This is a genomic window from Gordonia sp. NPDC003376 (assembly GCF_053589235.1).
Map to the genome: position 1 here is coordinate 31700 of NZ_JBSFRM010000012.1, position 13299 is coordinate 44998.

12 protein-coding genes are annotated in these 13299 nt (G+C 67.0%); 6 read left to right on the forward strand and 6 right to left on the reverse strand.

The genetic code is table 11. The annotated features are described in order from the left end of the window. Positions 1-29 precede the first annotated feature (29 nt). A complete protein-coding gene (locus tag ACWDUA_RS14040) occupies positions 30-293 on the forward strand; it encodes a WhiB family transcriptional regulator (protein WP_449751617.1) in 264 nt (87 codons plus the stop codon). A 19-nt stretch (positions 294-312) separates the two neighbouring features. On the opposite strand, the gene ACWDUA_RS14045 is transcribed toward ACWDUA_RS14040, so the two are convergent. After that, positions 313-1521: a PucR family transcriptional regulator gene (locus tag ACWDUA_RS14045; RefSeq protein ID WP_449751618.1), complete on the reverse strand. Its 1209-nt coding sequence runs from the start codon at positions 1519-1521 to the stop codon at positions 313-315. Between the two features lie 130 nt (positions 1522-1651). On the opposite strand from ACWDUA_RS14045, the gene ACWDUA_RS14050 reads away from it, so the two are divergent. Next, positions 1652-3163: a flavin-containing monooxygenase gene (locus ACWDUA_RS14050; protein ID WP_449751619.1), complete on the forward strand. Its 1512-nt coding sequence runs from the start codon at positions 1652-1654 to the stop codon at positions 3161-3163. Between the two features lie 63 nt (positions 3164-3226). Here the strand turns inward: ACWDUA_RS14050 and ACWDUA_RS14055 are convergent, their stop codons facing one another. Beyond that, positions 3227-3835, reverse strand: a complete 609-nt coding sequence (locus ACWDUA_RS14055) for a DUF3558 family protein (protein WP_449751620.1) — start codon at positions 3833-3835, stop codon at positions 3227-3229. Between the two features lie 518 nt (positions 3836-4353). Here ACWDUA_RS14055 and ACWDUA_RS14060 point away from each other — a divergent pair. Both ACWDUA_RS14060 and nagA read left to right on the forward strand, forming a co-directional pair. Next, complete coding sequence (locus ACWDUA_RS14060; RefSeq protein ID WP_449751621.1) at positions 4354-5262, forward strand: N-acetylglucosamine kinase; 909 nt, start codon at positions 4354-4356, stop codon at positions 5260-5262. A 2-nt stretch (positions 5263-5264) separates the two neighbouring features. Next, positions 5265-6401: an N-acetylglucosamine-6-phosphate deacetylase gene (gene nagA, locus ACWDUA_RS14065; RefSeq protein WP_449751622.1), complete on the forward strand. Its 1137-nt coding sequence runs from the start codon at positions 5265-5267 to the stop codon at positions 6399-6401. A gap of 372 nt (positions 6402-6773) precedes the next feature. Here nagA and ACWDUA_RS14070 read toward each other — a convergent pair whose 3' ends face one another. Continuing rightward, positions 6774-8423 (reverse strand): DUF6777 domain-containing protein, encoded by a 1650-nt coding sequence (locus ACWDUA_RS14070; protein WP_449751623.1) that lies wholly within the window; start codon positions 8421-8423, stop codon positions 6774-6776. A gap of 216 nt (positions 8424-8639) precedes the next feature. Further along, entirely contained in the window at positions 8640-9182 is a 543-nt protein-coding gene (locus ACWDUA_RS14075; protein ID WP_449751624.1) for a DinB family protein, read from the reverse strand. A 179-nt stretch (positions 9183-9361) separates the two neighbouring features. Here ACWDUA_RS14075 and ACWDUA_RS14080 point away from each other — a divergent pair, with 179 nt between their 5' ends. Next, on the forward strand, positions 9362-9709 hold the full coding sequence (locus ACWDUA_RS14080; RefSeq protein WP_449751625.1) for a hypothetical protein: 348 nt from the start codon (positions 9362-9364) through the stop codon (positions 9707-9709). 77 nt (positions 9710-9786) lie between these two features. Here the strand turns inward: ACWDUA_RS14080 and ACWDUA_RS14085 are convergent, their stop codons facing one another. Beyond that, positions 9787-11349, reverse strand: a complete 1563-nt coding sequence (locus ACWDUA_RS14085; protein ID WP_449751626.1) for an AMP-binding protein — start codon at positions 11347-11349, stop codon at positions 9787-9789. Positions 11350-11485: 136 nt separating this feature from the next. Between ACWDUA_RS14085 and ACWDUA_RS14090 the strand changes: the two genes are divergently transcribed. After that, positions 11486-12298: a LuxR C-terminal-related transcriptional regulator gene (locus ACWDUA_RS14090; RefSeq protein ID WP_449751627.1), complete on the forward strand. Its 813-nt coding sequence runs from the start codon at positions 11486-11488 to the stop codon at positions 12296-12298. A 26-nt stretch (positions 12299-12324) separates the two neighbouring features. On the opposite strand, the gene ACWDUA_RS14095 is transcribed toward ACWDUA_RS14090, so the two are convergent. Beyond that, on the reverse strand, positions 12325-13086 hold the full coding sequence (locus ACWDUA_RS14095) for a response regulator transcription factor (protein WP_449751628.1): 762 nt from the start codon (positions 13084-13086) through the stop codon (positions 12325-12327). Positions 13087-13299: the final 213 nt, after the last annotated feature.

The following is a 13299-nucleotide window of genomic DNA, read 5'->3' on the forward strand; positions in this document are numbered from 1 at the left end:
GGCCCGCCACAGACGGAAGGAGTTGTCGGATGACCACATTCGATCTCCGCCCGCTGCCCGTCCCGCTCACCGCGCTGCTGCTCCCGACGCTCGACGTCGACTGGACGCAGGCCCGCTGCGCGGCACCCGGGGAGAACCCCGACGCCTGGTTCCCGTTCCCCACAGACGATTCCGGTTACGCAGAGAGCGTGTGTGCCTCATGTCCGATTCGCGAGGAATGCCTGGCGTGGGGCCGTGGCAACCGGATGACCGGTATCTGGGGTGGGGTGCGGTTGCAGAACGGTCGGGAGTGACGGGCTCCGTGCGCGCCCCTCACTCCCGCCAGCGCAGGAGCTCGAGCGCCACCGCGACGTCCACCATGTTCTCGGCGAGCGGTCGGGGGAGCAGTTCATCGGCGCGGGCGAGTCGCCGGATGATGGTGTTGCGATGGGTGTAGAGCAGCTCGGCAGTGCGGGAGGTATTGCACTGCACCGAGATCCACGTGTGGATGGTGGTGCGCAGGTCGTCGTCGGCGGTGATGAGATCGCCGAGGGTGTCGTCGACGAACTCGTCGGTGGGGGCCGAGTCGCGGATCAGCAGGGAGACCAGTCGGATCTCGTCGTAGGCGACGAGTTGTCGGCGGCGGGCGCCGAGCTGCGCATGCAGGCGCTGGGTCGCGACGGCCTGGAAGTGCGCGGAACGAAATCCGTCGACGCCGTCGCCGGACCGGCCGAGCGACACCCGGACGTCGGGCAGGCCGGTGAGGTCTGGTGTGCCGACCTCGTGGGTGGGCAGCCAGATCCACCACGACGATGCGCTGGCCGCGACGGTGAGGCGGGTGGTCACGCCGGCAGCGCGGGCCAGGACGTCGCAGGCCGCCTGCAGCATCTCCGTCGCGTCGGGGACCACGCTCCACACCACCGCGGCGACCTGTGGCCCGGACAGCCGATACCCGAGTTGCGCCTCGGCCCGGGCGTGCGGGATGGGCGCCCCCTCGAGGACCAGCGACACCGCCTGTCGGCGTTCGGCGTGGGTGCCCCGGGTGAGTTCTTCGCGTTCGGCGCGCATCCGCTCGGACATGGCGTTGACGGTGTCGTCGATGAACGTCGAGATCGCCAGCGACGACACGTCGAGGAGCTCACGCAGGACCACCGGGTCGTCGGTGAGGTCGAACGCGATGTCCATCCAGCGGCGCCACGCCACCGCCTGTGAGGTCCGGAAGGCGTCGAGAGATGCCTCGTCCAGGCCGCGTCGGACCAGGTCACGGGCGCCGGTGAGGATCTCCGGGGTGATCGCGATCGGGACGCGCTCGCCGGGATGGGCGGCGGTGTAGGTGGCCCAGCGCATCACATTGGCGAGGTTGGTGCGGCGGATACCGTCGGCGAGGACGGGGTCCTCGGCCACCGCCCGGATGCGGTCGCCGCTGAGGGACGCCTCGTGGATCTCCTTGACCCAGTCGGCGGGTAGATCGAGGATGAGTTCGGCGCCGCGGCGGATGAGGTCGCGGACGGTCGGCGACGTCGTCGGCCAAGGAGTGGTCATATGGGGCAGACTGTAACAGTGAGTGGAGCCATTGTGGGCAGAATGCACGTGGTGTGATGGGCGTAACAGTGGCATTCTGGAACCTGACAACGCCGGATGTCATATTCGGCCGAAATCCGAGGAGACATCAGTGACCGAAACCGCCACCACCGTCGACACACTGGATGTGCTGATCGTCGGCGCCGGGATCTCCGGGATCGGAGCAGCCCACTATCTGACCACCCAGTTGCCAGGGACCTCGTTCGCGATCCTGGAGGGTCGCGACTGCATGGGCGGAACCTGGAACCTGTTCAAGTACCCGGGTATCCGATCGGACTCCGACCTGCACACCTTCGGGTTCGCGTTCAAGCCGTGGACCGACAAGCAGTCCATCGCCGACGCCTCGCGCATCCTGGACTATCTGCAGGAGGCGATCGACGAGGACGGTATCGCCGACAAGATCCGCTACCAGCACAAGGTGATCTCGGCGAACTGGTCGTCGGCGGAGTGCCGCTGGACCGTCGACGTCGAGCGCGGCGACACCGGGGAGACCACCCAGATCAAGGCTCGCTGGCTGTTCTCCGGCGCCGGCTACTACAACTACGACGAGGGGTACACCCCGGAGTTCGAGGGCCGCGACCGCTTCACCGGGCAGATCATCCATCCCCAGCACTGGCCCGAGGATCTCGACTACGCCGGTATGAAGGTCGTCGTGATCGGGTCCGGCGCGACCGCCGTCACGCTGCTGCCGGCGATGGCCGAGAAGGCCGGTCACGTCACCATGCTGCAGCGCACGCCGAGCTACATCCTGCCGTTGCCCAAACACGATCCGGTGGCCAACATCGGTCGCGCCGTCCTGGGCGACGAGCGCGGATATGCCCTCGCGCGGTGGAAGAACATCCTGCAGCAGCGGGTGATCTTCGAGGCGTGCCAGCGGTTTCCGAAGACCGCACGCCGGGTGATCCGCGGTGTCAACAAGAAGCTGCTGCCGGAGGGCTTCGACGTCGACACCCACTTCAACCCGCCGTACAACCCGTGGGATCAGCGGCTGTGCGCCGTGCCCGACGGCGACCTGTTCCGCACCATCCGGCAGGGCAAGGCGTCGGTGGTCACCGACCGGATCAAGACCTTCACCGAGAAGGGCATCCTGCTCGAGAGCGGCCAGGAGCTCGAGGCCGACATCATCGTCACCGCAACGGGTCTGAACCTCCAGCTGTTCGGTGGGGTGACGCTCAACCTCGACGGCGAGCCGATCGCGATCAACGAGTCGATCGTCTACCGCGGCTTCATGCTCAGCGGTATCCCGAACTTTGCGTTGGCCATCGGGTACACCAACTCGTCGTGGACGCTGAAGGTCGGCCTGCTGTGCGAGCACTTCGTCCGGCTGCTCGCCTACATGGATGCGCGTGGCTACCCGGCGGTGCGGCCGATTGCCGACTCCACCATGGAGACCCGCCCGCTCCTCGACTTTGGCGCCGGCTACGTCCAGCGCTCGATGGATTGGCTTCCGCGGCAGGGTGTTTCCGAGCCGTGGTCGATGTCGATGAGCTACTACAAGGACCGCAAGTCGTTCGCCATGGACGTCGCCGACCCGAACCTCGAGTTCACCAAGCAGCTGCCTGCCGCCGACGTGCAGGAGAAGGCGGACGCCGTCTCCGCATAGGCAAAGAAGTGGTTGCGTTCTGGTCCGGAAGCCGAGCCGAAACGCAACCACTTCTCGGCCATGTCACGGCGGCATCTTGTCGATGGTCGCACGAGTGAACTCGAGGGCCTTGGCGCAGAGGGTGGGGAGGGGAGGGGGAGCTTCGGTTAAGTCGGAGTATGACGTAACAACGTGTGCCCGGCCTGATTGAACAAGTGTTGAACATTCGCCCTCACCGATTGATCCGACTGCAACGGAACGGTTGTTGATTAGTTCATCAGGAAGCCAATCGACAATGCGCGCCAATTCGGCCTTGTGTTCTGAAATTGAGCTCGAGTTGCCAACAGATTGTGAAATCGATGGGGTGGATGCTGGGCCAAGCAGCCACTGACATCCACGAGCAGTTTGAAAATCGGCGATGGCGACATCGGTGACCGTAGAAGGGTCACCGCCGAGCGATTCAATGATACTGTCGGCAACTTCGGTGCATGGTTCGTAGTCGGATCCGTCGTTGTTTCGGCTCCAACGGTTTGGGAACTCTGTACGAAATGGAAGTGGCCGACCATGGGAATCTGTTTGCCGAATCGCAGCTATCGGCGATGAGCTTGGGGTGTCTGTAGTGACCGGGACAGCGGTGCCCTCAACTTCGCATTCGACAACAAGAAATGAGGCAATTGTGATAATTCCGGCCATTACGAAACACTTCCTAGGTTTCGAGTACAGACGCATTATGTGAATCGGAAGTTTCGAGCTCAGTGTCGGCTGCTACGCATTGTTGAGCCATTCTCGTGAGATCATTTCCACTACGTCTGAGTTCGGACCTCCAATTATCGATCAAAGCGGAGACCTTAGAGTGGAGCTCGGTTCCTTCGACGCAATTCCCGAAGTTGTTTGAATAGCCAATCTTTTCCACAATGCCTGCCGCCTCGCGCAACTGCTCCGCCCCCTCCGCCGCAACACCGGCTCGCCATCTCCACTCCGGCGACGTGGACCGGACAACTCCGCCGTCGTCTGCGTTGTTGTCGAGAGGCACGGTGTCGCCGGGGCCGAGTGGCCCGACCTCGTGGTCCATGGGCACCGTGTTGCCCGGCAACGACAAGAAATCGGTCACCTTTTCCCCCTGGTGCTCCCCGTAAGTGTGAGCATCGTAACTGCAGACGAGTGTGTTCGGCAGCACAAGGAGGCAACTTGTGGATGGTGGGATGGACGGCGTGACTGAATCCAGCGTCGGGGGGACGATCGTCGCCCTCGATATCGGCGGGTCCAAGACGCATGCGATGCGCGCGTCGGCGTCGAGCGTCGTCTCCGAGGTGATCGTGGGGAGCGCGAACATCTCGTCCATGGGCGACGGTGAAGCCGGCAAACAACTCGACCGGGCCATCGCCGCGATGGGCGGGGCCGGCGGGGTGGACGTGGTGGTGGCGGGTTCGGCGGGGATCGATGCACCGTCGGCGGCGGGGCGGCTGGAACGTCTGCTGACCGAACGGTTCACCACCGCACAGATCTGGGTGGTCAACGACACCCAACTGATCCTCGGTGCCGCCGACCTCGATGACGGGATCGCGCTGATCTCGGGGACCGGTGCGGTGGCCTGGGGACGCAGCGGTCTGGCAACCGGACGGGCTGGTGGCTGGGGACATCTCCTCGGTGACGAGGGCAGCGGCTATTGGGTGGCGCGGGAGGCCATTCGGCTCGCGCTCGCCGATCACGATGCCGGTCGCGGGGAATCCGAACTGGCCGATCTGCTGCTGACCGAATGCGAGCTCGGTTCCGTGGTCGACTTCCTCGACGCCTTCTACACCCGGACGCCACGTTTCTGGGCGCAGCGCGCGCACTTGGTGTTCGAGCAGGCCGCGGCCGGTGAGCCACGCTGTACCGACATCATCGACAGGTCCGCCGCTGCGCTGGCCGGGCTGGTCATCCGCGTCGCGCAGATCCTCGACATCGACGGTCCCGTGGTGTGTGGCGGAGGGCAAGTCGTCCATCAGGAGATGCTGCAGCGCCGTCTGCGTGAGCGGCTCGCCGTCGCAGGCATCCGCGATGTGCGGGTCCTCGACGCCGATCCAGTGCATGGCGCGGTGCGGCTGGGGCGGACGATCCTCGACCGGCCCGGAGCATGACGATGGCCAGGCCGGTCACGGTGTCGGCGGCGTGTGTGGTCAGCGGCGGTGAGGTGCTACGGCCCGGCTGGTTCACGATCGTCGACGGCCGTATCGGGCACGTGGGCGCGGGTGTGCCGCCGACTCCGGCCGACCACGACTACCCAAGGCACACCGTGGTTCCCGGATTCGTCGACATGCATGTGCATGGGGGCGGTGGTGCCTCGTTCACGGACAACCCACAGCGGGTGGCCGACTTCCATCTCGCCCGGGGCACGACGACGCTGGTCGCGAGTTTGGTGAGTGCGCCGATTCCCACGCTCGTCGAGCAGATTCGGGTGTTGCGACCCTACATCGTCGACGAGGCCGTCGCGGGTATCCATCTGGAAGGGCCGTGGCTGGCAGCCGGCCGGTGCGGCGCACACGATCCGGAAGCGCTCGCCCCGCCGTCCGCGAGCGCGGTGGACGAACTGCTCGACGCCGGTGCAGGGGCGATCCGGATGGTCACTCTCGCACCCGAACTCGACGGCGCGCTCGTGGCGATCGCCCGCTTGGTGGCAGCCGGGGTGGTGGTCGGTGTGGGCCACACCGACGCGACCCATGAGCAGACGGTCGCGGCGATCGGCGCCGGCGCGACAGTGGCGACACACCTGTTCAATGCGATGCCGCCACTCCATCACCGCGCACCGGGGCCGGTGTTGGCATTGCTCGACGACGACCGTGTGACGGTGGAACTCGTCGTCGACGGGGTGCATCTGCACCCCGAGGTGGTGGCGCATGTGGTGCGGGCCGTCGGAGCGGAACGGGTTGCGCTCGTGACCGATGCGATGTCGGCGGCGGGGATGGCTGACGGCACGTATCGGCTCGGGACAGTGGACGTCGAGGTGTCGGGTGGGGTGGCACGCGCCCGCGGCTCCCACGTGATCGCCGGGAGTACCACGACGATGGGTGACGTATTTCGTCGTGCGGTAGTCGGATTGGGCCTCGGTGGTGGGGTGGACGACATGGCGCTCGCCGCCGCGGTCGAGATGTGTGCGCGAACACCGGCGCGTGCGTTGGGGTTACGGGGAGTAGGCGACCTGTTACCGGGATATGCAGCGGATCTCGTTGTCCTGGATGAGGAGATGGACGTTCGGCGGGTCGTGCGCGGCGGGGTGTGAGTGGTGGTGTCGGGGGTTGTTGTTGCGGATTATGTTGTGGTTTGGGAGGTTTCGACTCGGGTCCTCGCCCTTCGGGCTCGGTCCCGGCTCAACCATCGTTGGGGCTCGGTCTCGGCTCTACCATCGTTGGGGGTTGGTCTTGGCTCTACCATCGTTGGGGGTTGGTCTTGGCTCTACCATCGTTGGGGGTCGGTCTCGGCTCAACCATCGTTGGGGGTCGGTCTCGGCTCTACCATCGTTGGTCGGCTTCCCTTTTCAAGGATGCGTGCTCGACCAGTGGCGACGTGGCGAACGCCGACCGGGCTATGCCCATCAGATGACAAGGCGGGTGCCCACTTCTGTGGGCACCCGCCTTGTCTCACCTACCGGCGATCAGGATTCCGGCGTCGTGGTGGTGGTTGTGGTGTCGAGAGTCGTTTCCTCCGTGGTGGTCTCGGTGGTCGTCTCCTGGGTGGTGGTCTCCGTCGTCGTGGTGGTCTCCGGAGTGGTGGTCGCCACCGTCGTCTCGGTGGTGGTGGTCGACGTGGTGGTCGTGGCCAGTGTCTGCCAGGTGGCGGAGGTGACCTCGACCGTCGTCGAACTGCTGCCCTCGGTGAGCGACAGCTTCCACACGCCGTCGGCACCGGTGTAGGAGCTGACCGCGGACTGCGAGAGCGAACTCTGCGACACCGAACGGGATGAACCGTCGCTACAGGTCAGCGGCACCGTCCCGGTGCTCTCCTCGGACGGTGCGCGGCAGGTCACCGAACTCGAGCCACTCGTGAAGCTGAAGCTGCCGATCGAATCACCGCTCCCGGAGAACACCGTCGGCGACGCCTGTGCCGACGAGGAGCTGCTCGCGGACGTACTGCCGGAGGACGGGCCGGAAGCATCGGAGCTGACCGGGTTGCCGGCGCCGGCGGGGGCACCGCCGGCCGAGGCGGACGGATCCGACGAGTCGGCCGGGTCCTCACTCTCGGCGAGGGGCACATTGTTGCGGGCCTCGGCCTCCTGCTCCACCTGCGGGGCCACCTCGGGCGACCCAACCCGCGCCAGACCGTTGGTCTGTGCCTCGGCCTCGTCGTCGACCTGAAGTGGCACGTTGAGTGCGGCCGGGGTCGGCAGCGCCTCGGTGAGCGGTGGTTGGCCGCTGAGGTCGAGGAGTCCGCCGACGGTCCGCTCGAACAGCTGGCGGGTGTCGAGGTTGACCAGGGTCAACGACGTCTGGGTGGCGGGGGCCTGCGCCGGCGCCTGGTTGATGACGGTCGTCGTGTTGTTCACGACGGTCACGTTCTGTGTGTTGTAGGCGACCCGGGTGATGTAGTTGACCTGGTAGCCGGGCCACGGCTGCCCACGGGTGCGGAACCCGCCGACCGGTGCAGCCGACGGCGGCGCCAACGGATTGCCGCACGCGCACCGCACGCGCGGGACACCCGCGCCGTCGACGAGGACCGCGGTCCCGGCCTGCAACACGTCCTGGTACGCCTGCGCCGAACCACCCTGATACGAGTAGTTGGTGACCCAGGTGTCGGCGGTCAGCACCACCGGGGTGAGAGTGTCCAGGTAGTAGGGGATGGCACCGGTGCTGATCCCGAACACACTGGCCCAGGCCCGCGCCTGCGAGGGATTGTTGGCCAGGTAGTTGCCGAGCGCCGCGGTGTCACACGTGTTGGCGCCCCCGGCGTAGAGACCGGCGGTGGTGCCGCTGACCACGCGGGTGCCCTGATGGGGGGCGCCGGTCTGCGAGCTCAGCCGCAGACCGTTGTCCAGCGGCTTGTTCGACAGCGATGCACTGGGGGTGAACGGATTGTCGCCCGCTGCGTCGGCCGAGGTGAGCGAGAGGAACGGCAGGTCGAAGCCGTCCTTCTTGGTCTTCAGCACGATCACCACCACCGATGCGAACACCAGCGCCAGCACCGCGACGATCGCGGCGAGGATCAGCGTCAGGTTCCGCCGGTTGCGGGGCTGGTGCTCCGGGGGCAGCGCGCCGAACGGCACGGACGGCGGCGGGTAGGACGGCGGCCCGGGTGGGTTATAGGACATGGGGATCTCGGCTCCTGCGGCTGATCGGCGGGTCTTCCCGAGCCCCAAGTATCGGGAGCGTCGTCATGCGCGATCAAGCACGGGCCACGAATTCAGCCGTCCAACAGAGAAATCCACCCGAACGGACGACACCGGGGTAACGAACACCGCGACCACCACGATCTACCATGGCAAACTCTCGCCACGCGTCCCGGAGCGTCAGCCGAGAACCGGGAACTATCCGGCGCGCAGGGCCAACATCGTCGTCTGCCCGTCGAGCGCCTCCCGGATGATATCGGCATGTCCACTGTGGTGGGCGATCTCGCGCAGCAGGTGCAGCGCCATCTTCCGTACCGACCACCACTCGCGCTCGGGCTGCCAGGGCGCGGTCGCCTGGGGGATCAACTCGTCGAGGCTGCCCACCTCGAGGATCACCTTGTCGAACTCCTCGGACGACTTCTCGAAGGCGGTGACCCAGTCGGCCAGGGTCTCGCCGTCGAGCAACTCGTAGGCACCCCCCATCCGGGAGGGGTCGAAGACCGCGTTCTCGTCGCGCTCGACGATGATCGTCGCATTGTCCGCCTGCACCTGGGCCACATGCTTGACCAGGCCACCCAGAGTGAGCTCACTGACCGTGCTGCGCCGCCGCGCCTGCTCGTCATCGAGGCCGCGGACGGTGATCAGGAACATCGCCCGCTGGTCGGTGAGCAGCGTCAGCAGGTCGGCCTTCTCGCCGGTGACATCGGTCGGGAGGGTGACGTGGGTGTAGGTGCCGGCCATGTGGATTCCCTTTCCTCGGTGACTGTGCACCCAGACTAAGAATCGATGAGGACAGATTCGGTCCGCAATCGTCCGTCGAACACCGACGACTCAGGTTCGCGACAATGAATGAAAAAGTTGCTACTGTGCATATGCCGCTCGGTATGGGCCGGCGGTAACACTCACCCAGGGGGAATCTGATGAACATTCGACGCATTGTGATGATCGGCGCAGCCACGCTGGGCCTGGGCGTCGCCGGACTCGTCGCGGCGCCGGCCGCGCAGGCGTTCACCGTGGCACCGGCGCCGGGTGGGGGATCGGTGACCCTCGATCGCGGCGAGGCCGCAGCCGTCGGCAATGCGAATGTCGCCGGCCTCGTCGACGGTGTGCTGCCGGGATACCGCGCCGACGACGGCGAATCGATCGGTCGTGGCCTCGACCGCTATGCCGACTGGGCCGCGCGCACCCCGAACAGTGCGGTGCGGGTGACCGTCACCGGTGTGCCCGCCGACCCGAGTGTCAGCCTGACCGCACTGCGCGGCCGCTGACCCGGCGGTCGACACCCGTCGGCGCCGGTCGACCACACTCGGTCGGCCGGCGCCGTTCGGTGGTGACCGCCCCGGGACTACTGCCGACGCAGGATGAATCGCTGGATCTTGCCGCTCGGGGTCTTCGGCAGGGAATCGACGAAGTGCACCGTGCGCGGGTAGGCATGCGCGGCGAATCCCGTCTTGACCAGCTGCTGCAGTTCGGCCTCGAGGGCGTCGTCGCCGACCACGCCGTCGGCGACCACCACGAACGCCTCGAGGACCTCGCCGCGCAGCTCGTCGGGCCGGCCGACCACGGCCACGTCCACCACCGACGGGTGCGTGATCAATACGCTCTCCACGTCGAACGGCCCGATCCGGTAACCGGCCATGATGATCACGTCGTCGTCGCGGGCGGAGAAGTAGAAGTTGCCCTCGTCGTCGACGCGGCCGGTGTCGCCGGTCAGGTACCAACGCCCGTCCTCGGTGAAGCGGGCTGCCGTCTTCTCCGGCGCATCGAGATACCCGGTGAACCACATCAACGGGCTGGCCGGCACGTCGATCGCGATCTGACCGTCGACGATCCCGGCCGCGAAGCCCGGCATCGGCTGCCCCATGGAGCTGGGGATCAGCGGTCGGCGCACCTCGTCGGCCCAGTGGTTGTTGATGAACATGCCGTGCTCGGTCTGACCGTAGTGGTCGCGCACCTCGGTGCCCAATGCCTGCTTGGCCCAGTCGATCACGTCCGGGGTCAGCGGTTCGCCCGCCGACGACGCATGCCGCAGCCCGAATCCGTCGACTGCGCTGCTCTTGCTCAGCGACCGGTACACGGTGGGGGCGGCGGCGAAGTTGGTGACACCCAACTCGGCGAGCACCTTGGCGGTGGTCTCCGGGGTGAAGCCCGCCTGCAGCAGGATGTTGGGGCGGCCGATCGCCAGCGGCCCGAGGATGCCGTAGTACAGCCCGTACGCCCAGCCCGGGTCGGCGGCGTTCCAGAACACGTCGTCGGCGGAGACGTCGAGGCCGTAGCGCATGTAGGTGACGAACGACGCCAGTGCCCTGACCGGCACAGGCACACCCTTCGGGGCGCCGGTGGTCCCGCTGGTGAACAGCAGGATCAAGGCGCCGTCGCCGCCGACGGCCACCGACTCTTCGATCGGGTCGCTCTGTGCCACAAGCGAATCGAACTGCTCGCCGGCGACGATTGTGGTGAGTCCGTCGATCGGGTCGAGCTTGGCGGCCTGGCTGGGCTCGGTCACCACGACGGTGGCGTCGCCGCCGCGCAACCGCATCTCGATGGCCGGGGTGGCGAACGCGGTGAACAGAGGGATGTACACCGCGCCGAGGCGTGCCAGCGCCAGCAGGGTGACCACCAGTTCGGTGCGCTTGCCCATCAGCACACCCACCCGGGAGCCGCGTCCCACGCCGAGTCCGGCCAGGGCGGTGGCCAGCCGCCGCGACTGGGCGGCGAGCTCGCCGTAGGTGACATTGGTGGCGACCAACTCGTCGCCCTCGACACCGATCGTCACGAAGGCGACGCTGTCGGGATCATGACGGTCGACGAGCAGCGTCGCCGCGTTGGCGTCGGGACTTCCGAAGATCTCGAGCCACGCCTGGACGTCGGCATCGGCGCCGTGCTGGGCGGGAGCGGTCTGTGTCATGGTCTCACCTATGTCTCATGAGTAAGCTGAATCACATTCGTCGACCATTCTGGACCCGCGGTGTGACCTGTGGCACCCCCCAAAGAGGGGGCGGCGTGCGACGGGGAGAATGGCGGGGAACAGGAAGGAGCGGGCGATGACCGAATCCCTGGCCGCGCCGATCACCGACGCCCTGCGCCGGGTGCAACGCTCCAGCGGTGTCTCGCTCGCCTTTGCCGGGATGGTTCAGAACGGCCGAGGTGTGCGGCTCAACCGCTTCGTCGGACCGACGGTCGGTGCCCTCGACGGGGTCGCGGTGGAACTCGGCCACGGCCTCGGCGGCAAGGTGGTGACGCTCAACCGGCCGATGGTCGTCGACGACTACCTGCGCACCCCGCGGATCACGCACCGGTACAACTCGGTGATCGCCGCCGAAGGTCTCCGGGCGATGGCCGCGGCACCCGTCGTCGTCGACCGCACACCGATCGCGGTGCTGTATCTGGCCGTGCACACCGACGACCCGATCGGCGACCGCGCCCTCGACGCCCTGGCCGTGGAATCCCGAGCGCTCGAGCAGCGGATCGTCGCCTCGCGGGCGAGTATCGCGGCGTCCACCGCCGACGCCGACGCCGATTCGCTGCGCATCCGCCTGACCGAGGCGTATGCCCGGCTACGTGATCTCGCGCGGTCGGTCGACGACGACGCGCTGGCCGCCCAGATCGCACAGATCACCCAGACACTGCTCGACGACGACACTGCGGCCACCGATGTCACGGTGGAGCTGACCCGCCGCGAACAGGATGTGCTGGCTCTGGCCGCGCTGGGATACACCAACGCGCGGATCGCGGAGAGTCTCGGGATCGGGGTGCACACCGCGAAGGGCTACATGAAGGACGTGCTGCGCAAACTCGGCGCCGGCGGTCGGCTCGAGGCGGTCGTGATCGCACGGCGCTCCGGTCTGCTGCCCTGAGGACTGCCCGCCGATCCGGGCCGGTCCTACTGTGCGAGGCGTTCGGTGTAGACGAGTTTCGCCAACTCCACCCGGTTGCGGACGCGGGTGACGGTGAAGATGCGACTCACGTACTTCTTCACCGAGTCCACCTCGATGCGCAGCGCGGCGGCGATCTCCTCGTTGGTCAGGCCGTCGGCGAGCAGCTCGGCGAGCTCCTGCTGACGGGGCGACAACCGCTCCCGCCAGGAGGGTCGGGGACCGCCGGGCAGGGTCTTGGCGAACGTCGACAGCTGCCCGGCGAGCAGCCCCAGCGCGCGGAGTTGCTGCGGTGGGACCTCGTGGCCGGCCGAGTCGAAGATCCCGACCAGCGCATGCGCGTCGTCGGCCAGCCCCAGATGCATCACCGCGGCACTGTGCAGTTTGCGCCGGTACAGGAACCGATCCATGTACTCGACCGCGGTCGACGGCAGGCTGCGCAACTGCGTGTGCGTGATGGCCCGTGAAGTGCTCAGTGCGGCAAACGATTCCGGCGCGGAGAACATGTCCGTGCGGTACCACCCGGAGTGGTACTCGTCGAGGATCGGGGTGATCCGGCCGGTCACCACCGGGTCCGGGTCGGCGAAGGCGTGCCGGAAGGTCTGGCCGGCCAGGAACGTGGTGTTGGGAAAGCCGTAGTTCGTGTGCAGCGCGTCCATCAGCAGATGCTTGAACCGCGGGAGGTCACGGGCCTGCGCGCACTGGTCGAGGACGGCGAAGATGCGCTCGTACTCGACGCCGGGCAGCGGTTCGGCGGTCGCCGGTGTCATCGGCCGCCTCCCTCCTGTCGTCACCGCCGGTGCTCACCGACTGTGATCTGGATCATGGTGTTCGTTCCATAGAACTCAACGGACCCCGCGCGCGCAAGGGTTCGTCGACGTTGCAGTCGCGGGGCGTCGGGAAACTGTCCACTTTGGTGCACTGTGGCATCGGTCACAGGGGTTCTAGTGTCGTGGAATCCGCCCGATCACCGATGACCAGGA